General features: G+C 71.7%; 24 protein-coding genes. 6 read left to right on the top strand and 18 right to left on the bottom strand.

Features of this window, described 5'->3' with window-relative positions; genetic code table 11:
- The first annotated feature begins 162 nt into the window (after positions 1–162).
- Positions 163–1380, top strand: coding sequence for a sensor histidine kinase (locus DFJ66_RS35665; protein ID WP_121232225.1), 1218 nt, complete (start codon positions 163–165; stop codon positions 1378–1380).
- A 4-nt stretch (positions 1381–1384) separates the two neighbouring features.
- Here DFJ66_RS35665 and DFJ66_RS35660 read toward each other — a convergent pair whose 3' ends face one another.
- Both DFJ66_RS35660 and DFJ66_RS35655 read right to left on the bottom strand, forming a co-directional pair.
- Positions 1385–2998: a serine/threonine-protein kinase gene (locus tag DFJ66_RS35660; protein ID WP_121227995.1), complete on the bottom strand. Its 1614-nt coding sequence runs from the start codon at positions 2996–2998 to the stop codon at positions 1385–1387.
- A complete protein-coding gene (locus DFJ66_RS35655; RefSeq protein ID WP_211351424.1) occupies positions 2995–3798 on the bottom strand; it encodes a hypothetical protein in 804 nt (267 codons plus the stop codon). The genes DFJ66_RS35660 and DFJ66_RS35655 overlap by 4 nt, the downstream gene beginning before the upstream one ends.
- 106 nt (positions 3799–3904) lie before the next feature.
- Between DFJ66_RS35655 and DFJ66_RS44635 the strand changes: the two genes are divergently transcribed.
- The gene (locus DFJ66_RS44635) at positions 3905–4765 is read left to right on the top strand and encodes a hypothetical protein (RefSeq protein WP_246030037.1); all 861 of its coding nucleotides are present in this window, start codon (positions 3905–3907) and stop codon (positions 4763–4765) included.
- 444 nt (positions 4766–5209) lie between these two features.
- On the opposite strand, the gene DFJ66_RS35640 is transcribed toward DFJ66_RS44635, so the two are convergent.
- The 5 genes from DFJ66_RS35640 to gap form a co-directional block, all read right to left on the bottom strand.
- Entirely contained in the window at positions 5210–5554 is a 345-nt protein-coding gene (locus DFJ66_RS35640) for an RNA polymerase-binding protein RbpA (RefSeq protein ID WP_121227993.1), read from the bottom strand.
- Positions 5555–5593: 39 nt separating this feature from the next.
- A complete protein-coding gene (gene secG / locus DFJ66_RS35635) occupies positions 5594–5827 on the bottom strand; it encodes a preprotein translocase subunit SecG (RefSeq protein ID WP_121227991.1) in 234 nt (77 codons plus the stop codon).
- Between the two features lie 91 nt (positions 5828–5918).
- Positions 5919–6707: a triose-phosphate isomerase gene (tpiA, locus tag DFJ66_RS35630; RefSeq protein ID WP_121227989.1), complete on the bottom strand. Its 789-nt coding sequence runs from the start codon at positions 6705–6707 to the stop codon at positions 5919–5921.
- Positions 6707–7897, bottom strand: coding sequence for a phosphoglycerate kinase (locus tag DFJ66_RS35625; protein ID WP_211351423.1), 1191 nt, complete (start codon positions 7895–7897; stop codon positions 6707–6709). The genes tpiA and DFJ66_RS35625 overlap by 1 nt, the downstream gene beginning before the upstream one ends.
- A 23-nt stretch (positions 7898–7920) precedes the next feature.
- A complete protein-coding gene (gap, locus tag DFJ66_RS35620) occupies positions 7921–8925 on the bottom strand; it encodes a type I glyceraldehyde-3-phosphate dehydrogenase (protein WP_121227987.1) in 1005 nt (334 codons plus the stop codon).
- A 375-nt stretch (positions 8926–9300) separates the two neighbouring features.
- On the opposite strand from gap, the gene DFJ66_RS35615 reads away from it, so the two are divergent.
- A complete protein-coding gene (locus DFJ66_RS35615) occupies positions 9301–9729 on the top strand; it encodes an SRPBCC family protein (RefSeq protein ID WP_121227985.1) in 429 nt (142 codons plus the stop codon).
- Positions 9730–9759: 30 nt separating this feature from the next.
- Here DFJ66_RS35615 and whiA read toward each other — a convergent pair whose 3' ends face one another.
- From whiA to DFJ66_RS35570, 9 genes are all read right to left on the bottom strand, one after another.
- Positions 9760–10746, bottom strand: a complete 987-nt coding sequence (gene whiA / locus DFJ66_RS35610; RefSeq protein ID WP_121227983.1) for a DNA-binding protein WhiA — start codon at positions 10744–10746, stop codon at positions 9760–9762.
- Positions 10737–11762, bottom strand: a complete 1026-nt coding sequence (locus tag DFJ66_RS35605) for a gluconeogenesis factor YvcK family protein (RefSeq protein ID WP_121232218.1) — start codon at positions 11760–11762, stop codon at positions 10737–10739. Before DFJ66_RS35605 ends, whiA begins: the two co-directional genes overlap by 10 nt.
- A gap of 2 nt (positions 11763–11764) precedes the next feature.
- Positions 11765–12622: an RNase adapter RapZ gene (rapZ, locus tag DFJ66_RS35600; RefSeq protein ID WP_170200273.1), complete on the bottom strand. Its 858-nt coding sequence runs from the start codon at positions 12620–12622 to the stop codon at positions 11765–11767.
- A 26-nt stretch (positions 12623–12648) separates the two neighbouring features.
- Positions 12649–14595 carry an excinuclease ABC subunit UvrC gene (uvrC, locus tag DFJ66_RS35595; protein ID WP_121227979.1) on the bottom strand — a complete coding sequence of 649 codons (1947 nt, stop codon included), beginning with the start codon at positions 14593–14595 and terminating at the stop codon, positions 12649–12651.
- 58 nt (positions 14596–14653) lie between these two features.
- Entirely contained in the window at positions 14654–14914 is a 261-nt protein-coding gene (locus tag DFJ66_RS35590) for a hypothetical protein (protein WP_121227977.1), read from the bottom strand.
- A 24-nt stretch (positions 14915–14938) separates the two neighbouring features.
- Positions 14939–15334, bottom strand: a complete 396-nt coding sequence (locus DFJ66_RS35585; RefSeq protein WP_211351421.1) for a DUF6247 family protein — start codon at positions 15332–15334, stop codon at positions 14939–14941.
- A gap of 49 nt (positions 15335–15383) precedes the next feature.
- Positions 15384–15860: a Rieske (2Fe-2S) protein gene (locus DFJ66_RS35580; protein WP_121227975.1), complete on the bottom strand. Its 477-nt coding sequence runs from the start codon at positions 15858–15860 to the stop codon at positions 15384–15386.
- Positions 15861–15960: 100 nt separating this feature from the next.
- Positions 15961–16356 carry a Rieske (2Fe-2S) protein gene (locus DFJ66_RS35575; protein ID WP_121227973.1) on the bottom strand — a complete coding sequence of 132 codons (396 nt, stop codon included), beginning with the start codon at positions 16354–16356 and terminating at the stop codon, positions 15961–15963.
- Positions 16357–16380: 24 nt separating this feature from the next.
- Positions 16381–16875: a hypothetical protein gene (locus tag DFJ66_RS35570; RefSeq protein ID WP_121227971.1), complete on the bottom strand. Its 495-nt coding sequence runs from the start codon at positions 16873–16875 to the stop codon at positions 16381–16383.
- A gap of 336 nt (positions 16876–17211) precedes the next feature.
- Here DFJ66_RS35570 and DFJ66_RS35565 point away from each other — a divergent pair, with 336 nt between their 5' ends.
- Both DFJ66_RS35565 and DFJ66_RS35560 read left to right on the top strand, forming a co-directional pair.
- Positions 17212–18711 (top strand): helix-turn-helix domain-containing protein, encoded by a 1500-nt coding sequence (locus DFJ66_RS35565; protein WP_246030036.1) that lies wholly within the window; start codon positions 17212–17214, stop codon positions 18709–18711.
- Complete coding sequence (locus tag DFJ66_RS35560; protein WP_121227967.1) at positions 18711–19208, top strand: hypothetical protein; 498 nt, start codon at positions 18711–18713, stop codon at positions 19206–19208. Before DFJ66_RS35565 ends, DFJ66_RS35560 begins: the two co-directional genes overlap by 1 nt.
- Here the strand turns inward: DFJ66_RS35560 and DFJ66_RS35555 are convergent, their stop codons facing one another.
- Positions 19209–19421: a hypothetical protein gene (locus DFJ66_RS35555; protein WP_121227965.1), complete on the bottom strand. Its 213-nt coding sequence runs from the start codon at positions 19419–19421 to the stop codon at positions 19209–19211.
- Positions 19422–19537: 116 nt separating this feature from the next.
- Here DFJ66_RS35555 and DFJ66_RS35550 point away from each other — a divergent pair, with 116 nt between their 5' ends.
- Positions 19538–20527, top strand: a complete 990-nt coding sequence (locus tag DFJ66_RS35550) for a helix-turn-helix transcriptional regulator (RefSeq protein WP_121227963.1) — start codon at positions 19538–19540, stop codon at positions 20525–20527.
- On the opposite strand, the gene DFJ66_RS35545 is transcribed toward DFJ66_RS35550, so the two are convergent.
- Positions 20484–21818: a M28 family peptidase gene (locus tag DFJ66_RS35545; RefSeq protein WP_121227960.1), complete on the bottom strand. Its 1335-nt coding sequence runs from the start codon at positions 21816–21818 to the stop codon at positions 20484–20486. The genes DFJ66_RS35550 and DFJ66_RS35545 overlap by 44 nt on opposite strands.
- Positions 21819–21922 lie beyond the last annotated feature (104 nt).

Below are 21922 nucleotides of genomic sequence, written 5' to 3'. Positions count from 1 at the left end.
CGCCCACCGGACGTTCGCGCTCGCAACTTTGTGGACGGCTCCGCGTCCCGTACGAGTAATCGGGGCGTCTCGTTGGGTGAGGGTGGATGGCGAGCAGGTCGGGGCTTGGAGGAGCGGGTCATGCCAAGCGTGATGACAGCGCAGTACGGTGACAAGCGGCGGATGGCTGAGACGGGAGGACGGGTCCTGGCCGGCAACGCTGTCGAGAGGCTGCCGAGCGGCGGGGTCAACGGCGTCCCCACCGAGCGGGTGGCGCAGGCTGCCCGGGGACTGCGGGACTGGCTGGCGCGGCACCGGCAGCTGATGCTGGACGTGTCCGCCGTGGCGATCGCCGCGTTCGACGTGTGGTTCTGGTTCGCGCCCGACGCGCAGGTCTACAACTACGCCCTGTCCGTGGTGGCGGTCGCGGCGGTGGCGTTCCGGCGGCGGTTCCCGTTCCTGGTGGTCCTGCTGACCGTGCCCGGCTTCCTGGCCGGCATGGCGCAGCTCGCGGCCATGATCGCGCTGGGGACGCTGGCGCGGCGCAAGCTGCTGTCCACGCAGACCTACATCGCGGCGGGCCTGGTGTGGTTCAGCCGGTTCTTCCTGTGGCCGCCGGACAAGTTCCTGGAACTGGACTGGACGACTCACATCCACGACGCCATCTACGGCTGCATCGTGGCCGGGATGCCCATCGCGATCGGCCTGCTGGTGCACGCGCGGGAGGAGCTGTCGGCCCGGATCGCGGAGCTGGCGGAGAGCCGTGAACGCGAACGGATGCTGCACGCCCACGCGGTGCGCGCGGACGAGCGCGCCCGCTTGGCCCGCGAGATGCACGACGTCGTGTCGCACCAGGTCAGCCTCATCGCCATGCAGGCGGGCGCGCTGCGCATGGCCGCCGCCGACCCGAACGCGCAGCAGGTGGCCGGGACGATCCGGATGCTGAGCACCCGGACGTTGGACGAGCTGCGCCAGCTGGTCAGCGTGCTGCGGACCACGTCCGGCGACGACTCGCCGCAGCCCCGGATCGAGGACCTGCCCCAGCTGTTGGCGTCCTCGGGGCTGCCGGCGGCGCTGACCGTGCTCGGCCCGGTGGACGAGCTGCCGGCGTCGATCTCCGGTGCGGTGTACCGGACCGTGCAGGAGGCGTTGACCAACGTCCGGAAGCACGCGGGTGGCGCGGCGACCTCGGTGCGGATCCACGCGGACGCGGACGAACTCCGCGTCGAGATCCGCAACGACCCGCCTGTGGACCCGGCCGAGTGCGCCGCGCTGCCCAGCGGCGGTCACGGGTTGGTCGGCTTGCGCGAACGCGCGGCCCTGCTGGACGGCACCTTCGAAGCCGGTCCCAGCGAGGACGGCGGCTTCCGGGTCGCGGTCACCTTCCCGTTGGCCCGCTGACCCCTCAGCGCAGTGCGGCCCGCCGGGTGGCGACGGCGGTGGCGACCGCGGCGATCGCGCCCAGGCAGCCGCCGACGACGGCGGGCCACAACGCGGGTTCGTGGCGCAGGAGGACGGTCGGGAGGAGCCACACCGCGACTCCCAGCCCGAACCCCAGCGGAGCCGACGCGATCACCGCCGCCGTGCCCGATTGCCGTCGCCGCAACGACCTGAGCAGCGATTCCAAGTACGCCAACGTGAACAGGAGGAGCACCGCACCGCCCGCGCCCATGATGCTGATCATGGGGTTCGTCGTCGGCTGCAGGGAGAACTCCCGCTCGCCCTCGGCCGTCTGAGCGGTGGCCAGGGCCGCGCCGCCCACGATCCAGCGGGTGGCACCGGGTAGTTCGAACGTGCCGGCGCCCGTGACGTCGGCCAGCGGGATGCCGACGGCCTCGACGGTGAGTCTGGTCGCGCCCTCCGAGACCACCGGCTTGGTCATGTCGTGCTGGTGCACCGGCAGGTCCCGGCCCGGCACGGCGAACGGCAGAGCGATCACCAGCAGGGCGAACAGGACCGCTGTCACGGTGAACCACACGGCGGGCTTCGGCGGGGCGATCAAGTCGCGCGCCGGGACCAGGGTGTGCTGTCCGGACCACACAGGTGGCGCGCTGTCGGTCATCGTGGCGCGCACCGGGATGTTCAGCGTCTCCCTGGGCACCGAGGGCTGCGTGGACGGCCGGGTGCTCGCCGCCGACACCTGGGGTGCCAGGTGCACGGGCAGTCCCACGCGCATGAGCCAGTCCCGGCCGAAGACCTCCGCCGCCGCGCCGGCCAGGTCGATCGCGAACGTCTCGGCGTTGCGGTACCGGGCGTGCGGGTCGCGTTGGATGCCGCGCATCACGACCTGTGCCAGGGGCGACGGCACCTCGGTCAGCGGACGGGGGTCCTGGTGCACCCGGCGCTGGATCATGGCCAGCGCCCCGCCGCCGCTCTCGAACGGCAGGTGACCGCTGAGCAGTTCGTACAGGACCGTGGCGGCGGCGTAGACGTCCGCCGCCGGGCTGAGAGGGTTGCCCAGGGCCTGCTCGGGGGCCAGGTAGGCGGGTGTGCCGAGCACCTGACCGCCGTGGGTGACCAGGGTGGCGCCCTCGCTGACGACCTGGGCGATGCCGAAGTCGGCCACCTTCAACGCGCCCTGGGCGGTGAAGAGCAGGTTCTTGGGCTTCACATCCAGGTGCAGGACACCGGCGCCGTGGGCGGCGTGCAGGCCGGAGAGGGTGGCCAGGAGCAGGGCGCAGGACTGGGCGGGGGTGAAGCCGTGTTCGCTGAACTTCGACCAGACCGTGCCGCCGTCGAGCTTCTCCATGACCAGCAGGTGCTCGCCGTGGTCCTGGACGTAGTCGTAGACCGGCACGATGTGCGGGTGGTCCAAGCGGGCCAGCAGCCGGGCCTCGTGCTCGAACCTCGCGCTCATCCGGGCGTCCTCGGCGAGCACCTGCGGCAGGCGCTTGATCGCCACGGGACGGCCCAGCGGCCGGTGGACGCCCGCGTAGACCACGCCCATGCCGCCGTGCCCGATCTGGCCCCCGATGTCGTACTGGGGCAGCGCCGCGACGACGCTGGGGCTGACCGTCACGCGGCACCGCCGGGCAGCGGGCGCGTGATGCGCTGGGTGGCCTCGGGGTCGGAGGGTGGCACGTCGTCGGGGGCCGGGTGCGGGGTCAGGTAGCCCAGCAGCAGGGCGGCGGCGGCCGACCCGAGCAGGAACGGGATCTCCGCCGCCGGCGAGGGCGCCATCACCCGCAGGACGGACAGCGAGATCACCGCGACCAGCCCGGTGCCCACGCCCGCCGGGAGGAACTGCATGGCGCGCTGCCAGCGGTTGGCCGGGAGCTTGCGGCGGGCCAGGCCCCACAGGGCACCCGCCCAGGCCAGGACGGTCAGGACGAAGACGGCGATGCCGAACACCCCGTAGACCGACCACAGCGACCCGCGCACGTCACCGGTCGCGCCGACCGCCGCGACGACGTCCCGGTTGACGTCGAGCACCTCGATGTCGGTGGGCAACAGGCCGGTCGCCTGGGTGCCGAGCTGGCCGAGGTCGAGCACGAACGCCTTGGTGACGCTCTGCTTCGCGGGCACGTCGAAGGGCACGGTGGTGTCGTAGGAGAAGAACGTCAGCGCGAGCGCGGTGCCGGACAGCCGCACGGTCTTGATGTGGCGCACGGTGTCGGTTCCGTTGTGGACGGTCACTTCGACGCGCGTCGATGTCGCCGGGTCGAGCACCAGCTCGTCGTCCGGGGTGACCCGCTTGCCGTCCACAATGGCGCTCACCGTGACCTGGTCCGGGGCGATCGCGTGCGCGGTCGAGGTGCCGGCGCCCAGGAAGATCCCGAGGGAGAGCAGTAAACCGACCCTGCTCATAATGCGTCTCACAGGGGCACCTCGAAGTTCATGGGCACGGACGAGTCCGGGAGTCGGTATGCGAACGGCTGGAACACTAGCTCTACTCGGTGCCGTGGCCTATGGCGTTACGACCCTTGTGTCCACACCGGCATCCGCGCAGCAACCGGCCGCCGCGACCGTCACGCCGGACACGGGTCCGGCGGGCAGCGCGTTCACGCTGTCGTGGACCGGCGTGTACCTCGACCCGGACTGCGGCGACTACACCGTGCGCATCCTGTGGGACGGCAAGCAGGTCGTCGGGAGCGGCCGGCACTCGGGTCGCGGCGCGGGTTCGGGCACCGGGACGGTCCCCGCCGGCGCGTCCGTCGGCGGCCACCGGGTGACGGCGATGCCGGTGTGCGCGGCGTCCGGCTACCCGACCGCCAGCTTCACCGTCATCGCGACCCCGACCACCACCCGCCCCCCGGTCACCACGACCACCACCCCTCCCCCGGTCACCACCACGACCACCGCACCCCCGGTCACCACGACGACCCGCCCCACGACGACGACCACCACCACGACGACCGAGACGACGACCACGACCACCGACTCCAGCAGCTCGTCCACCGCGCCGACGACCACCAAGCCCTCGGACGGTGACGGCGCGTTGACGCTGGACAAGGACAACATCCAGCCCGGGGACCCGTTGACGGCCACCGGGACGGGGTGCAAGCCGGGTTCGGAGGTGAAGCTGTCGTCGCTGGGCGAGGACGTGGGGAAGGCGAAGGCGGACAGCTCGGGCACGTTCAGCACGCGGGTGGAGTTCGCGACCATCCAGCCGGGCCGGCACGTGATCCGGGCGGACTGCGGCATCGTCCTGGTCGGCAGCGTGGACGTGGCCCTGACCAGCTCCACCGGCGGCACGACGTCGACCCTGGTGGTCCTGGTCTTCTTCATCCTGATCGGAGCCCTGCTGCTGCGCCGCCAGTTCAGCGCCCTGCGCCGCCGCACCTGATCGGGTGACGCTTCGCGGCGCGGGCTCGGGCACCGTGGACCCATACCCCGCACCCGCCGCGCCCTAGCCGTCCCGTTCACCGCGCACCTCGCCCTGTGGCTGCTGCTGGGCTCGGCGATCGCGGCGGCCTCGGCGTGGGCGCTGTGGCTGCTGATGGGCCGGCCACACCTTCGACTCCGGCGGAGCCGTGTTCGGACGCGGCAACTTCGCCGAGTTCCACGGCGGATCGGTGGGCTCCCACAGAGCGCAGATGAACGACGGCACGGTGAGCTTCGAGAACGCGAAGTTCCAGGGCGGGAAAGTCCCCCGAGTTTCCTGCGGGTCCCCGACGAGTCCTTGGTGCTGCCCCGTTCCCCGGCGGCGTTCCGGCTGCCCCCGGTCAGGTCGCGGGCATGACGACGGCCCCCGGTGGGAGATCCGCCGGGGGCCGTCGTGCCGGTACCGCTAGGGCTCTTCGCGCTGCTTGCGCAGCTTGGTGAGCGCCTCTTCGAGGATCGCCTCGCCGTCCGCGTCGGAGCGGCGCTCCTTCACGTACGCCAAGTGCGTCTTGTACGGCTCGTTGCGCGGAGGAGCAGGCGGGGCCTGCTCGTCACGGCCCGCCGGCAGACCGCACCGGGGGCAGTCCCAGTTCTCCGGGATCTCCGCTTCGACCGCGAACGACGGACGCGACTCGTGCCCGTTGGCGCACCAGTACGACACCCGGCGCCGGGGCGCGGACTCGCCGCGCTCCGATTCGCCCATCGGGCCTGCGCCGACGCGGGTACCGCGAATCGCGTTACCACCAGCCATCGACCCTCACACCCCCACCACTGTGGTTTCCCTGTGTAGTCAGTTGACCTTGAGCAGCAGCCCGATGCCGATGATGGCGATCACCCAGACCGCGCCGACGAACAGCGTCAGTCGGTCCAGGTTCTTCTCCACCACGCTCGACCCGGACAGGCTCGACTGCATACCGCCGCCGAACAACGAGGACAGACCGCCGCCGCGACCGCGGTGCAGCAGCACCAGCAGGATGAGCAGCACGCTCGACACGATCAACAGGATCTGAAGGAACAGGATCATTTCTTCCTCGCTGTCAGGCAGGTGACGCCACAGAGTACCCGGTCAACTGCCGACCGTGGACCACCGCGGTGGGTCGGGGGTGTTTCGGGACTCAGGGTAGTGGGCCGCCGGCGGCCAGGGCGCAGAGCTTGGTGAACTCGTCCGCATCCAGGCTCGCACCGCCCACGAGGGCGCCGTCGATGTCCTTCTGCGCGACCAGTTCGCCGATGTTGCCGGACTTCACCGAACCGCCGTAAAGCACCCGAACGGCCGAAGCCACGTCCTCGCCGTGCAGCTCGGCGAGCTTGGCCCGCAGGGCCGCGCACACCTCCTGCGCGTCGGCGGACGAGGCGACCTTGCCGGTGCCGATGGCCCACACCGGCTCGTAGGCGATGACGACGTCCTTCACCTGGTCGGCGGACAGGCCCTTCAGGCCCGCCACCAGCTGGTCGGTGCAGTGCTGGACGTGGTTGCCCGCCTCCCGCACGTCCAGCTGCTCGCCCAGGCAGAAGATCGGCGTGACGCCGTGCTTGAGGGCGGCCTTGACCTTGCGGTTGACCAGGTCGTCGTCCTCGTGGTGGTACTCGCGGCGCTCGGAGTGGCCCACGGTGACGTAGGAGCAGCCCAGCTTGGCCAGCATCGGGCCGGACACGTCGCCGGTGTAGGCGCCCGAGTCGTGCGGGGACAGGTCCTGCGCGCCGTACTTGAGCAGCAGCTTGTCGCCGTCGACGAGGGTCTGGATGGACCGGATGTCGACGAACGGCGGCAGCACCGCCACCTCGACCTTCGCGAAGTACTTCTCCGGCAGCGCGAAGGCGATCTTCTGCACCAGGGCGATCGCTTCGAGGTGGTTGAGGTTCATCTTCCAGTTGCCGGCGATGAGCGGCTGACGCTGAGCCATCAGTCCTCCAGAACCGACACGCCGGGGAGTTCCTTGCCCTCCAGGAACTCCAGGGACGCCCCGCCACCGGTGGAGATGTGCGAGAACCCGTCCTCGGGCAGGCCCAGCGCGCGCACGGCCGCGGCCGAGTCGCCGCCGCCGACCACGGTGAACGCCTCGCTCTTCACCAGCGCCTCGGCCACGGCACGGGTGCCGCCGGCGAACGCCTCGAACTCGAACACGCCCATCGGACCGTTCCAGAAGACGGTCTTGGCGTCGGCCAGCTTGGCCGCGAACAGCTCGCGCGTCTCCGGGCCGATGTCCAGGCCCTGCCGGTCGGCCGGGATGGCGTCGGTCTTCACGACGTCGTACGAGGCGTCGGGCGCGAAGTCGGTCGCGGCCAGCACGTCCACCGGCAGCACGAGCTCGACACCGCGCTTCTCGGCCTCGGCGAGGAAGCCGGACACCTGCTCCAGCTGGTCCTCTTGGAGCAGCGAGCCGCCGACCTCGTGGCCCTGGGCCTTGAGGAACGTGTAGGCCATGCCGCCGCCGATGAGCAGCCGGTCGACCTTGGTGAGCAGGTTCGCGATGACGCCGAGCTTGTCGGACACCTTCGCGCCGCCCAGGACGACCACGTACGGGCGCTGGAGGTCCGCTGTTGCCCGATTTCCGGCTCCGCCGGAGGCGAGCTTGTTCAAGACCTCGACCTCGGCCAGCACCAGGCCACCGGCGTAGTGCGGCAGCCTCTTGGCCACGTCGTAGACCGACGCCTGCTTGCGGTGCACGACGCCGAAGCCGTCGGAGACGAACGCGTCGGCCTTGGCCGCCAGCTCGTCGGCGAACGCCTCGCGCTCCGCGTCGACCTTGCTGGTCTCGCGCGGGTCGAAGCGGATGTTCTCCAGCAGCGTCACGGTGCCGTCGGCGCCCGCCTCGGTGCCCAGCTCGACGGTCTGGCCGAGCAGCTCACCCAGTCGCACGGCGACCGGGGCGAGGGAGAACTTCGGGTCCGGCTCGCCCTTGGGGCGGCCCAGGTGCGCGGCGACCAGGACGCGGGCACCCGCGTCGAGGAGCGCCTTGAGGGTCGGCACCGACGCGCGCACGCGGCCGTCGTCGGTGATCTTGTCGCCGTCGAGGGGGACGTTCAGGTCGGCGCGCACCAGGACGCGCCGACCCGACACACCCTCGGCGATCAGGTCGCTGAGAGTCTTCACAGCTCCGCTTTCGGCTGGGGTGGTCAGAGCTTGGAGGCGACCAGGTTGACCAGGTCGGCGAGGCGGTTGGAGTAGCCCCACTCGTTGTCGTACCAGCCGACGACCTTGACCTGGTTGCCGATGACCTTGGTCAGCGGCGCGTCGTAGATGCAGGAGGCCGGGTCGGTGACGATGTCGGTCGACACGATCGGGTCCTCGTTGTAGCGCAGGTAGCCCTTGAGGGCGCCCTCCGCCGCGGCCTTGTAGGCGGCGTTGACCTCGTCGACGGTGGTCTCGCGGCCGACGGTCACGGTGAGGTCGGTGGCCGAGCCGGTGGGGGTCGGCACGCGCAGCGCGTAGCCGTCCAGCTTGCCGTTGAGCTCCGGCAGGACCAGGCCGATCGCCTTCGCGGCACCGGTGCTGGTGGGCACGATGTTCAGCGCGGCGGCCCGGGCGCGGCGCAGGTCCTTGTGCGGCGCGTCCTGGAGGTTCTGGTCCTGGGTGTAGGCGTGGATCGTGGTCATCAGGCCGCGCTCGATGGTGAACGCGTCGTGCAGCACCTTGGCCAGCGGAGCGAGGCAGTTGGTGGTGCAGGAGGCGTTCGAGATGACCGTCTGCGAGCCGTCGTACTGGTCGTCGTTCGCACCCAGCACCACGGTCAGGTCCTCGCCCTTGGCGGGGGCCGAGATGATGACCTTCTTGGCGCCACCCTCGTCGACGTGCTTGCGCGCCGCGGCGGCGTCGGTGAAGAAGCCGGTCGACTCGACCACGACGTCCACGCCGAGGTCCTTCCAGGGCAGCTTGCCCGGGTCGCGCTCGGCCAGCGCCTTGATGGTCTTGCCGTCGACCTCGATGCCCTCGTCGTTCACCTTCACGTCGTACGGGAGCCGGCCGAGGATGCTGTCGTACTTGAGCAGGTGCGCCATCGTGTTGACGTCACCGAGGTCGTTGAAGGCGACGATCTCGATGTCGTGCCCGCTGGCCTGAACGGCGCGCCAGAAGTTGCGACCGATGCGGCCGAAACCGTTGACACCTACGCGAACCGTCACGGTGAGTCTCCTCGATACTCGACTGGCGATGTGCCAGTGGGCGTGCGGATTGACTGTTTCGAGCAGCCGCGAGCCAGCCTAGCCTCCGCACTGCGTCCCTGGTCACGTGGACCACCAGGATCTCTTTATCGAGCAAGAAAATCCAGTGCTACGGTTCAGTAACCGCGACCGTGCGTGACCTTTCGCGCAATCGTCTTGCGCAACGGCGGCACCCGGCCGTCACCGAGCCGGCCCCACCCGGTGACAACCGCGTGAACACCGGTCCCGACGACCTCACCCGACAGTCGCAACCCCGGCCCCGCCGCGCAACTCCGGTTCGCGGTTCGGACGCGGGGTACCCGTTCGGTCCAGTCGGCGATCGGGACGGAGTGGACCGTGACCAGTTACACGCACCGGGCTTCGGTGGACCTGCCCGCCGACCACCTGTTCGGCTTCCTGTCCCAACCCGAGGCCCTGCCCCGCTACTTCCCGGACCTGACCGAGGTCGAGCCGACGGGCGGCGACCACGTGCACGTGGAGGCCGAGGTGGGCGGCCGGCACGTCGAGGCGGAGGGCTGGCTGCACGTCGACCGCGACCGCCGGACCCTGTCGTGGGGCAGCCCCGGCGAGGACGACTACCACGGCGAACTGACCGTGTCGGAGGACGGGGCCGGTCGCAGCGAGGTCGCCGTCACCCTGCACACCGAGCGCGCCGGCGGGCCGGACGTGCAGCGCGGGCTGGAGGAGGCCGTGGCCGTGCTGACCCAACGAGCCACCGCCGAGACCCAGACCGAGGCCGCCGAGAAGGGCGACGACTGGTTCTGACCCCCGACCCGGCCGCCGGCCGGTCGGCGGTCAGACTTCGGCTTCCAGCATCTCGGCCGTGACCGCCGACTCCGTGTCCGGCATCCCCAGCTCGCGCGCCCGCTTGTCGGCCATCGCCAACAGCCGCCGAATCCGCCCGGCCACCGCGTCCTTGGTCATCTGCGGGTCGGACAGCTGACCCAGCTCCTCCAGGGACGCCTGCCGGTGCGCCAAGCGCAGAGCGCCCGCCGCCGCCAGGTGGTCCGGGGCCTCGGGGCCGAGGATCTCCAGGGCGCGCTGCACCCGGGCCGCCGCCGCGACCGCCGCGCGGGCCGAGCGGCGCAGGTTGGCGTCGTCGAAGTTGGCCAGGCGGTTGGCCGTCGCGCGGACCTCGCGGCGCATCCGGCGTTCCTCCCAGGCCAGCACGCTGTCGTGCGCGCCCAGGCGGGTCAGCATGGCGCCGATGGCGTCGCCGTCCCGGATCACCACCCGCTCGGCGCCCCGGACCTCGCGCGACTTCGAGCCGATGCCCATCCGCCGGGCCGCGCCGACCAGCGCCAAGGCGGCTTCGGGACCGGGGCAGGTGACCTCCATCGACGACGACCGACCGGGTTCGGTCAGCGAGCCGTGCGCCAGGAACGCACCCCGCCACGCCGCCTCGGCGTCGCACACCCCACCGGACACCACGGGCGCGGGCAGGCCGCGCACCGGACGGCCGCGGGGGTCCAGCAGGCCGGTCTGGCGGGCCAGGCCCTCGCCGTCCTTGACCACCCGCACCACGAACCGGGTGCCCTTGCGCAGGCCGCTGGAGGTGATGGTGAAGACGTCGGACTGGTGGCCGAACAGGTCGTGGATCTCGCGCCGCAGCCGCCGCGCGGTGGACCCCAGGTCCAGCTCCGCCTCCACCACGACCCGGCCGCCGACGATGTGCAGGCCGCCCGCGAAGCGCAGCAGGGAGGCCACCTCCGCCCGCCGGCAGCAGGTCTTGGAGACGGCCAGCCTGCTCAGCTCGTCCTTGACCGCAGACGTCATCGCCACGGCTCATCGCCTCCCCTGGTCTCGCGTTGTTCCACCAGCGTTGTACTCGACGCCTCCTCGGGCCCCGCAGGCAGGCCGTCCAACGCCCGGCTGATGCTCGACGCGAGAGCGGCCGGGTCGTGACGGTCGGGTGAACCGGCCAGGGCGATCGGCGACAGGTGCGCCGCGGCCCCCAGAGCTGCGGCGGCGCGGCGCAGGCGGTCCGGCACGGGCACCGCGTCGGCGTCCGCGATGACGGCGTCGACGCGCAGTTCGGGGGCGTGCGCGCACAGCACGTCCAGGTGCAGCTCCGGGGAGAACCCGGCGGTTTCCCCCGGTTGGGGGACGAGGTTGAGCACGACGACCTTCTTCGCCGCCGTCCGAACCAGCGCCTCGTGCAGGGACGGCACCAGCAGGTGTGGCAGGACGCTGGTGAACCACGATCCCGGCCCAAGCAGCACGACGTCCGCGTCCAGCACGGCCCGCACCGCCTCCGGGCACCCCTGCGGCGGCTCCCCCGGCCCGCCCGGCCCGTGCAGGCGGATGCGCTGCACCCGACCGGGGGTGGTGGCGATGGCGACCTGGCCGCGGATGCGCCGCACCACGTCCAGGTCCTCGTCCAGCCCGGTGACGTCCGCTTCGATCTCCAGCGGCTCGGTGCACATGGGCAGCACGCGCCCGCGCACGCCCAGCAGCTTGCCCGCCTCGGCCAACACCGCCACCGGGTCGCCCAGCAGCTCCAGCAGGCCCGCCAGGACCAGGTTGCCGATCGCGTGCCCGGCCAACGCGCCGGTGCCGCCGAAGCGGTGCTCGAACAGCTCCGCCCACAGCACGGGGGAACCGCCGGTGTCGGCCAGCGCGACCATCGCCTTGCGCAGGTCGCCCGGCGGGAGCAGCCCGAGCTCCCGGCGCAACCTTCCGGACGATCCGCCGTCGTCGGCGACCGTCACCACTGCGGTCACGTCGTCGGTGACCCGCCGCAGGGCGGTGAGCGTGACGTGCAAGCCACGCCCACCGCCTAGTGCCACTGCCTTCAAGCTCACTCGCGTCCCAGGTCCCGGTGCACGACCTTCACGGCCATGCCGTCCTCGGCGGCCAGCCGCGACGCCAGCTCCTCGGAGATGGCGACGCTGCGGTGCTTGCCGCCCGTGCAGCCCACGGCCAGCGTGAGGTACCGCTTGCCCTCGCGCCGGTAGCCGGCGCCGATCAGGCGCAGCAGCTCGTGGTAGCGGTCCAGGAACTCCTCCGCGCCCTCCTGGGTGAGCACGTAGTTCCGCACGTCCCCGTCCAGGCCGGTCTGCTCGCGCAGCTCGGGGATCCAGAACGGGTTGGGCAGGAACCGGACGTCCATCACCAGGTCGGCGTCCATCGGCAGGCCGTACTTGTAGCCGAAGGACAGCACGGTGACCCGGGTCCGGGTGGCCGACTCGCTGCCGAAGGTGTCCTCGATCTTGTTGCGCAGCTGGTGCACCGACAGCGCGGAGGTGTCCAGCACCAGGTCCGCTTCCTCGCGCAGCGGCGTGAGCAGGACCCGCTCGGCCTCGATGCCGTCCTGCAGCCGCCCGTCCGCCTGGAGCGGGTGGCCCCGGCGCACCGACTCGAAGCGGCGGATCAGCACGTCGTCGGTGGCCTCCAGGAACAGCACCTTCGGCTTGTAGCCGCGGGCGTCCAGGTCCTTGATGACCGCCGCGAGGTCGTCGGTGAACGCCCTGCTGCGCACGTCCATCACGACCGCGACCCTGGTGATGGCCCCCCGCGCCTGCGCGCCCAGCTCCACCATCGTCGCGATCAGCTCGGGCGGCAGGTTGTCCACCACGAACCAGCCCAGGTCCTCCAGGCACTTCGCGGCGGTGGACCGGCCCGCTCCCGACAGGCCCGTCACCACCGCGACCTCGATGCCGGACTTCTCGCCGGCCTGTGCGCTCACGATTGCTCCCCTTCGGTACCGGCCGCGCTCAGCGTCGCGTGCACGGCCTCGGCGGTGCGCCTGCCCACACCAGGCACCCCGCTGATCTCCTCGATGCTCGCCTCACGGAGTTTCTTCAGTGAGCCGAAGTGCTTGAGCAGCGCCGCTTTGCGCGTCTGCCCGAGACCCGGCACGTCGTCCAGTGCCGAGGTCGTCATGCGCTTGGACCGCTTCTGGCGGTGGTAGGCGATCGCGAACCGGTGCGCCTCGTCGCGGACCCGTTGCAGCAGGTAGAGGGCCTCGCTGGTGCGCGGCAGGATCACCGGGTCGGGCTCGCCCGGGACCCACACCTCCTCCAGCCGCTTGGCCAGGCCGACCACGGCCACGTCGGTGATGCCCAGCTCGGCGAGCACGTCGCTGGCGGCCTGGGCCTGCGGCGCGCCGCCGTCGACGACCAGCAGGTTGGGCGCGTAGGCGAACTTGCGCGGCTTGCCGGTCTCCGGGTCGATACCGGGCAGCGGGCCGTCCTTGTGGTCCTTGGTCTCGCGGAGGTAAGCCTGGAACCGGCGGCGCACCACCTCGGCGATGGAGGCCACGTCCCCCTGGTCGGCCCCCTCGCGCACGGCGAAGCGCCGGTACTCGGACTTGCGCGCCAGGCCGTCCTCGAAGACGACGAGCGAGGCCACCACGTCCGTGCCCTGGACGTGGCTGATGTCGGTGCACTCGATGCGCAGCGGGGCCGTGTCGAGGCCGAGGGCCTCCTGGAGCTCCTGGAGGGCCGCGGACCGGGCCGTGAGGTCGCCGGCGCGCTTGAGCTTGTGCTGCTGGAAGGCTTCCTTGGCGTTGCGCTCGACGGTCTCCATCAGCGCCCGCTTGTCCCCGCGCTGCGGCACCCGCAGCACGACCTTCGCGCCGCGCAGGTCCGTCAGCCAGCGCTCGACCGCGGCGGCGTCGTCGGGCAGCTCGGGCACCAGCACCTCCCGCGGCACCGGGGCCGACTCGATGCCGCTGGCCCGCGCGGACTCGACCTGCTCGCCGTAGAACTGGGTGACGAACTGGTCCACCAGGTCGGCGACGGAGGTCTCGTCCACCTTGTCCACGACCCACCCGCGCTGGCCCCGCACCCGGCCGCCGCGCACGTGGAAGACCTGGACGGAGACTTCGAGGTCGTCCTGGGCGAAGGCGACGACGTCGGCGTCCGTCCCGTCCCCGAGCACGACGGCCTGCTTCTCGAGGGCGCGCTTGAGGGCGGAGAGGTCGTCGCGGAGGCGGGCGGCCTTCTCGAACTCCAGCTCCTCGGCGGCGGCGGTCATCTCGCGGTCGAGCTTTTTGACCATCGCGTCGGTCTTGCCCGCGAGGAAGTCGCAGAAGTCCTCGACGATGTCCCGGTGCTCGTCCTGCGAGACCTTGCCGACGCAGGGCGCGGAGCACTTGTCGATGTAGCCGAGCAGGCAGGGCCGGCCGATCTGGCTGTGCCGCTTGAACACGCCCGCCGAGCAGGTGCGGGCGGGGAAGACGCGCAGGAGCAGGTCGAGGGTCTCGCGGATGGCCCAGGCGTGCGCGTAGGGGCCGAAGTAGCGGACGCCCTTGCGGCGCGGGCCGCGGTAGACGTGGAGGCGGGGGAAGTCCTCGTTCAGCGTCACGGCCAGCACGGGGTAGGTCTTGTCGTCCCGGTAGCGGACGTTGAAGCGCGGGTCGAACTCCTTGATCCAGTTGTACTCGAGCTGGAGCGCCTCGACCTCGGTGGTGACGACCGTCCACTCGACCCCGGCGGCGGTGGTCACCATCTGCCGGGTGCGCGGGTGCAACCCGGCGACGTCGGCGAAGTACGAGTTCAGGCGCGAGCGCAGGCTCTTGGCCTTGCCGACGTAGATGACCCGCCGGTCGGCGTCGCGGAACTTGTACACGCCGGGGGCGTCGGGGATGGAGCCTGTCGCGGGGCGATAGGTCGACGGATCGGCCACCCGACAAGCCTACGTGCGCCCCCCGACACTCCCCCGCCCGCCCGACCCCTGTCCAGGGCTACGTGAACGCGATCCACATCACGACGAGCACATCCACCCGGTCTTGGTCTTGGAGAAGCAGGTACGTGATCAACCCTCGGCCCGAGCCGAACGGGAGCTGGTAGAGACCCCCGGTGGGGTTGGCAGCGTTGACCGGCTCGCCGCGCTCGGGGACGAGGGACAGCACTTCGAACGCCTCGACCAGGGCGCCGAGCCCTTCGGGCGGCAGAGCGGCGATCTGGGCGCGCGCTGCTGGATCGATGTCGAGCTCGTACGCCAACGGTGGGCTGCCCCCGAAATCGGCTCAGAGGCCGAGTTCGGCCTTGAGATCGTTCCAGGAGACGCTACCGGGTCGGGAACGGCCGGTGCGCTGGACCTCGGCGATGGTGGCCAGGGTCCGGCGGTGCGCGTCGGGGTCCTGCTCGGTCATCAGGGCGACCCGCCGCCACGCGCGCAGCACGTGGCGCAGTTCGTCGAGGTGCAACGTCTTCCGGGCGGCGACGAGCGCGGCCTCGTAGGCGGCGTCGAAGTCCGGTGCCTCTTCGGGCAGCAGGGCGGCGCGGATGTCTTCGGGCGAGGGGAACCTCTCCGCCGCGACCTCATCGCCCACCCATTCCGGCGTGGGCTCCAGCCGATCGACATCCGCGCCGCTCACCGTTGACCGGTGCGGCTCGGGAGCGCGCTCGACGGGTGAAGCCATGCCGCCACGATAGCGCCCTCCGTACACATCTGTGCGCGACCGCGACCCGTCAGGCCAGCACGACCTGGTCGCCCTGCACCTTCACGGCCACCGTCTTGAGGCCCGAGGTCGCCGGGCCCTTCTTCACCGCGCCGTCCGACGCGCTGAACTGGCTGCCGTGGTTCGGGCACGTGATGGTGCCGCCCGAAGGAGCGCCGACCGTGGTCCCCGCGTGCGGGCAGGCCGCGTCGAAGGCCTTCACGGTCGAACCCGATCGGGTGACGACCAGGTTCTTGCCGCCGGCCGCCACGACCACACCGCCGCCGTCGGGCACCTCGGACAGCGCCACGATGCCCTCGGCAGCACCGCCCGTGGTGGGGGCCGAACCGCCGGTCGTGGTCGGGGTGGAGCCGCCGGTGGTGCCCGTGGTGCTGCCGGGGGTGCTCGCGGTGCCGCAGGCGGCCAGGCCGCCGGGTACTGCCAGGGCCACCAGGACTCCGCACAGCATCGAACGGCGGGACAGGCCGGGGTGCTCGGTGGGGGTCAAAACCGGTCCTCCGTGGTGGTGGGTCGTCGTTCGGTCTCTACCGCAATACGACACCACGGCCCGGCGGGTTCAACGCTGTCGAGAAGCTGTCGAGACGCTGTCAAGCCAGGACGACGTCCTGACCCGTCACCCGGACGGGTACCTCCGCCAACCCCTTCTCCGCAGGTCCGGACCGCACGGCACCGGTGGAGGGGTCGAAGGTCGAGCGGTGGGTCGGGCAGGTGATGACGCCGGCGGTCGGTGGGTTGACGATCGTGCCCTGGTGCGGGCACGCCGGGTTGAACGCCCGGACCGACGAACCCGACCGCACCAGCAGCAACTGCCCGTCCGCGCCCACCGGCACCAACGCCCCCGAGCCGTCGGGCACGTCCGCGAGCCCGGCGATCCGGTCCCCCGCACGGGCGGAGCCGACGCCGGGCTTGCGGGTCGAGCCGGTCGACGAAGCACAACCGGTGAGGGCGAGCAGACCGCACAGCAGCAGCGTCCTACGTTCCACTCGCCCATCTTCACAAACGCGTGATCACCGGTCGGCGGCGGTCGCCGTGCGGGCCAGGGCGAGGACCGCGGTGAACGGCGGGAACCAGTGCCGGGAGTGCGACGGCGGGTTCGCCCACCGCAGGGAGCCGTAGCGGGTCATCGTCGGGGGCAGGGCGATGCGCTGCGGCGAGCGGACGAACTGGACCTCGGGCGGCGCCTTGAGGTGCGTGGGCAGCAAGGCGACGAGTTCGGCGAGGAACACCCAGTGCTCCCGCGGTCCGGGTATGACGGTGACGGGCCCGGCCAGCATCCGGGCCTTCAGGTCGGCCAGCACGCGCGAGCCGATCCGCGCGGGCATGGCCAGTGCCGTGGTGGCGGGGCCCAGCGGCAGGAACACGCCCTGTTCGGTGACGGACACCTTCCAGCCCAGCAGCCGGTAGCCCGCGATGGCCTCGCCGAGCGCCTGCTGGTGCGCACGGTCACGGGGCGGCCCGAGACGCGGTGTGGTGTCAGCATTGGTTGAGGCGGTGATGCTCATCGTGGAGGTCCCTCCCCGGTCGGGTGGAGCGGGCGGTGACCCGGCGGCCGGGGGTCGTCCCGGTCGCGGGGCACCTCCCGCAGGGTGGGCGCATATACCGCCGGCCACCACACCCCTTCCGGGTCGGGCCCATGCACCGGACGCATCAAGTGGATGCACCACCCGGCGTCACCTGGCCCGTGCGGGTGGCCCCACCCCCTCTTATGCATGAAATGAATGGACTCCCGATCACATGGCGATAGACTCTCGGGCACGCTCAGTGACGGGAGCGAGCCGATGGAACCGAAAGCTCGAAGAGCATCCAGTACCAGGCGCGCTTGCCCGTTGTGCGGAGCGGTGATCGCCGCCGACAACACAGACCGGCTCTGCCACCGGTGTCGGCGCAACTCGCGCACCGAGCTCTACGGCCCGCCCGAGGTCCCGGCCGACTTCTGGGACCACGAGGTGATGGTCGCCGCCTTCGCCGACCGGGACATGGGGGCGGTCCTCGCCGCCTACCGCCGCCACCCGCACCACGTCAGCCGCGTCACCCAGGACCGCATGGCGTCGTGGCTGGGCATCAGCCAGGCCCAGTTGTCGCGGTACGAGACCGGCGACAACCCGATCGACCGGATCGAGAAGCTGCGCCAGTTCGCGCGGGCGCTGCGCATCCCCGGTGACCGGCTGTGGTTCGACCGCGTCGGTATCCCAAGCCAGGCGGGCCCCGCCGACCACGGCGCCCCGCCCGATGTGCTCGCCGCGGCGTGGGACGCGTCGAGCATTGCCAGATCGGTCGAGGAGACGGCGAGGAGCGACTTGGCGATCAGCAGACGAGCGGCGCTCACGGGAGCGGCCGCGGTGGCGATGGGTCCCGCCCTGGTCGAACCGCTGCAGCGGTGGTTGCACCCCCTCCAGCCCCTGACCCGGTGGTCGTCCAGCGCGGCCATCAGCGAGGAGGAGCTGGCCGCGTTGCAGCGCGTCGCGGACGGGCTGCGCGGGTGGGGCGGACGAGGCGGGTACGGGCTGGCGCGCAAGGCGGTGCTCGGGCAGTTGGAGGAACTGGCCGAGCGGCTGTCCCGCGCGCCCGCGGGCCCCACCACGGAACGCGCGTTCTTCATCGGCGCGGAGCTGTCCAAGGTGGCGGCGAGCATGTCGTGGGACGCCGGGATGCACGACGCCGCGCAGCGGTACTACGTGCTCGGCATCCGGATGGCGAAGGCGGGCCGCAACGACCCGTTCGCCGCGCTGTGCCTGGCGGCCATGGCGCGGCAGATGTTCGACCTCGGGCGGCCCGAGGACGGGCTGGAACTGGTGCAGTTGGGCCAGTACGGGACGCGGCGCAGCGCGACGCCGACTTTAGAAGCGCTGCTGCGCACCCGGGAGGCGTGGGCGTACGCGCAGATGGGACGGGTGCGTGAGTTCCACCGCGCGGTGGGCCAGGCGCAGGACAGCTTCGCGCAGCGCAGGCCGGGCGCGGAGCCGTGGTGGCTGGACAGCTTCGACGAGGCGGAGCTGGAGGGCGTGATCGGGGCCAGGATGCGCGACCTGGCAGGCCACGACCCGCGCCAGGCACCCCAGGCGGAACAGCACATCCGCCGCGCCCTGACCCTGCGCGACCCGTCCCGGGTGCGCAACCGGGCGTTCGACGTCATCGGGCTGGCCCGCACGCGGATGGTCGCGGACGAGCCCGAGGAGGCGTGCGCCCTGATCAACCAAGTGCTGCCGACGGCGGCGGGCTTGGCCTCCGGCCGGGTCGTGCGCAAGCTGCACGACTTCGCGAAGGAAGCCGAACGCCACCGCGACCTGCCGGTGGTGCGCGAGACGCGCGAGGCGATTCGCGGGGTGCGGACGGCCTGATGCGCGTGGGGATCACCGGGCACAGCAACCTCGTGCCCGAATGCGTCGACGCCGTGCGGACGGCGATCCGGGCGGCGTTGGCGGAGGAGTTGTCGGGTTCGGCGTCGGGCGGGTCGTCCCTGGTGGGGGTGACCTGCCTGGCGCCGGGCGCGGACCAGCTGTTCGCGCGGGCGGTGCTGGAGCTGGGCGGGCGGGTCGAGGTCGTCCTGCCGGCCATGGACTACCGGGACAAGCTCAAGCCGGAGAAGCGGGCGGAGTACGACGAGCTGCTGGCCCAGGCGCACGTGGTGAGCGTGCTGCCGAACGAGCTGTCGGGGCGGCACGCGTACGTCATGGCGAACGAGCGGATGCTGGCTTCAGTGGAGCTGCTGATCGCGGTGTGGGACGGCAACCCGCCGGACGGGCGGGGCGGAACCGCCGACGTGGTCGAGACGGCTCGCGCGTCGGGTGTCCCGGTCGTGGTGGTGTGGCCGGAGGGTGCTCGCCGGAAGTCGTGATCACTCGGCTGCGCGCAATTGCTTCCGCCGCCACGAGAAATAGCTCCACAGCATGTCGGCGACGTGCATGGCACCGAGCACGGCCAGCGCCCAGGCGGAGGGGAAAACGCCCAGCCACCACAAGACGACCCACACCACCATGATCAGGATTCGGCCGAGCCAGTCGACCCTGCCCCAGGGGCCCCGCAGCCAGGCGATGAATCCCGTGCTCACGTCTCGTCCGATCGTCGGTCCGGTCGTGATCGCATTCTCGCCGCACCGAGCCTCCGGCGTCTGCGGCTTCGGGTTCGAGGACCGTTCCTGTCCTCGATGGGTGGAAGACTGGGCGCATGTTGGAGACCTCGGCTCGGCTGCTCAAGCTGTTGTCCCTGCTCCAGGTCCGCCGCGACTGGACCGGCGCGGACCTGGCCGGGCGGCTCGGGGTGGACGTGCGGACGGTGCGGCGGGACGTCGACAAGTTGCGCAGCCTCGGGTACCCGGTCAACTCCGTGCCGGGGGTGTCCGGCGGCTACCAGCTGGGTGCCGGGGCCGAGTTGCCGCCGTTGCTGCTCGACGACGACGAAGCCGTCGCGGTGGCGGTCGGGTTGCGGACTGCCGCCAACGGGACCGTCACCGGGATCGAGGAGACCTCCGTCCGGGCGTTGGCCAAGCTCGAACAGGTCTTGCCCTCCCGGCTCCGGCGGCGGGTCAACGCCTTGCAGGAGCACACCATCGCGCTGACGCCGACCGTGGCGACCGTCGACTCCGAGACCCTGACGACGATCGCCGGCGCCTGCCGCGACCACCAGCGGCTGCGGTTCCCCTACGCCGGGCGGGAAGGGGACAGCAAGCGGCACGTCGAGCCGTTGGGGTTGGCGCACACCGGGCGGCGCTGGTACCTGGTGGCGTGGGACGTGGACCGCCAGGACTGGCGGACGTTCCGGGTGGACCGGATCCCCGAGGTGCCTTCGCTGGGGGCTCGGTTCGTGCCGCGCGACCCGCCCGACGAGGATCTGGCGTCCTACGTGTCCCGCCAGCTCACGGTCGCGCCTTACACGTACAAAGCCGAGCTGGTCATGCACGCGCCGATCGAGGAAGTGCAGCGGCGGGTGGTCTCGAAGACCGCGGTGCACCTGGAGCGGTTGGACGACGACCGCACGCTGCTGACGGCCGGGTCGCCCAGCCTGGCCGAACTGGGTCTCTGGATCGGGTTGATCGGGGTGGACTTCGACGTGGTGTCGCCGCCCGAGCTCGCCGAGCACGTGCGGGTGCTCGGCGAGCGGTTCCTCAAGGCGGCTAACTCCGTTGGCAGGCCAGGCGGTACGCCGCCGCCCCGATGAGTTCCAGCGACACCTGGAGCCGGTCGGGGCTGACGTTGAGCTCGATGGTGTCCTCGGGCGTGTGGTAGAGCGGTTCGAGCTGGTGGGGACCGCCCTCGCCGCGCCAGGAGAAGTTGGCGGCAGCGATCTTGCGCTCGTGGAACGGCACGTGGTCGCTGCTGCCGCGCGCGACCGGGCCGTGGACCTGGGCGCCGTAGCCGAGGCGGGCGGCGGCCGCGGCGACCTCGCGGGTGGTGGCGTTGTCTCCGCCGTCGACGGACAGCAGCCAGTACGCGGTGGCCGGGCCGTGGCTCGTGGCGACCATGTCGTTCTGGAAGACGCCCGCGATGCGGGCCGCGTCCGCGTCGGTCAGTTGGCTGACGTAGTAGCGGGAGCCCAGCAGGCCTTGCTCCTCCGATCCCCACAGGGCGAAGCGGAGGGCCTTGTGGGTGGGCAGGTGGCGCAGGACGCGGGCCAGTTCCAGGGCCAGGACGGTGCCGCTGCCGTCGTCGTTCGCGCCGGGCGAGCCGGGAACGCTGTCGTAGTGCGCGCTCACCATCACCACGTCGTCGCCGCCGAACGTGCCGGGGCGCTCGGCGAGCACGTTGTACGAGGTCAGGTTCGGGTGGTGGGTGGTGGCCACGGTGACGGTCGCGGGCTTGGCGGCACGCAGGCGTTCGACGTGGACCTGAGCGATGCCGAGCACCGGGACGCCGACGTTCGCGGTGAGGGCGGGCGAGAACGCGCTGGTCTTGCCGGCGGGCGGGGTGGAGACGCGGCCGATCAGGATCGCCTTCGCACCCTTGGCGGCGACGTCCAGGACGGTGGTCGAGCCGGCGGCGACGTTGACCAGGAGGACGACCTGGCCGGTGAGGTCGTCGGGCAGGGTGGCGCCGGTGTCCAGGTCGAGCAGGGGGCCGGTCACGGAGGTGTTCAGCGCGCCGAAGCGGGACGCGCCGGCGTTCCACACCGCGCCGTCGGGCAGGGTCAGCGTGGACAGGTACTTGTCGGGCACCGTGAACGGCTGGAGGTCCACGTCGTAGCGGAGCTTGCGCAGGACGTCGGCGATGTAGTCACGGGCGCGGTGCTCGGACTCGGTGCCGCCGATGCGCTGGCCGATGCCGTCGCTGAGCACCTTGAGGTGTTCCATCGCGCGGCGGGCGCGCACGCGGGCCACGACGGGGAAGTCGCCCAGGTCCAGTTCCGGCGCCGCGGACGCGCCGGGCCGCTGGGCGTTGGCGGCGGGGTTGAGCCCCAGGCTGACGGCTCCCGCCGCCGCCACGGCACCCGCCAGCACTGACCGTCTACGCATGTGAAGGCCCCCTCGGTTCGGGTCGACCACTCGAACCTAGGCAGGCCTGGGACAGCGAGGAAGAGTGCCGATGGCGGACAGGCCGCCGCCAACGGCACCACGAC

Source organism: Saccharothrix variisporea, from assembly GCF_003634995.1.
GTDB classification, from domain to species: Bacteria; Actinomycetota; Actinomycetes; order Mycobacteriales; family Pseudonocardiaceae; genus Actinosynnema; species Actinosynnema variisporeum.
This window is presented reverse-complemented; position numbering and strand designations above follow the sequence as displayed.

Coding starts and splice junctions, on each gene's coding strand:
- DFJ66_RS35545 (WP_121227960.1), bottom strand. CDS start 21,818: ATGCGTAGACGGTCAGTGCTGGCGGGTGCCGTGGCGGCGGCGGGAGCC.
- DFJ66_RS35550 (WP_121227963.1), top strand. CDS start 19,538: ATGTTGGAGACCTCGGCTCGGCTGCTCAAGCTGTTGTCCCTGCTCCAG.
- DFJ66_RS35560 (WP_121227967.1), top strand. CDS start 18,711: ATGCGCGTGGGGATCACCGGGCACAGCAACCTCGTGCCCGAATGCGTC.
- secG (WP_121227991.1), bottom strand. CDS start 5,827: ATGATCCTGTTCCTTCAGATCCTGTTGATCGTGTCGAGCGTGCTGCTC.
- DFJ66_RS35585 (WP_211351421.1), bottom strand. CDS start 15,334: ATGGCTTCACCCGTCGAGCGCGCTCCCGAGCCGCACCGGTCAACGGTG.
- DFJ66_RS35640 (WP_121227993.1), bottom strand. CDS start 5,554: ATGGCTGGTGGTAACGCGATTCGCGGTACCCGCGTCGGCGCAGGCCCG.
- DFJ66_RS35665 (WP_121232225.1), top strand. CDS start 163: ATGGCTGAGACGGGAGGACGGGTCCTGGCCGGCAACGCTGTCGAGAGG.
- DFJ66_RS35570 (WP_121227971.1), bottom strand. CDS start 16,875: ATGAGCATCACCGCCTCAACCAATGCTGACACCACACCGCGTCTCGGG.
- tpiA (WP_121227989.1), bottom strand. CDS start 6,707: ATGGCTCAGCGTCAGCCGCTCATCGCCGGCAACTGGAAGATGAACCTC.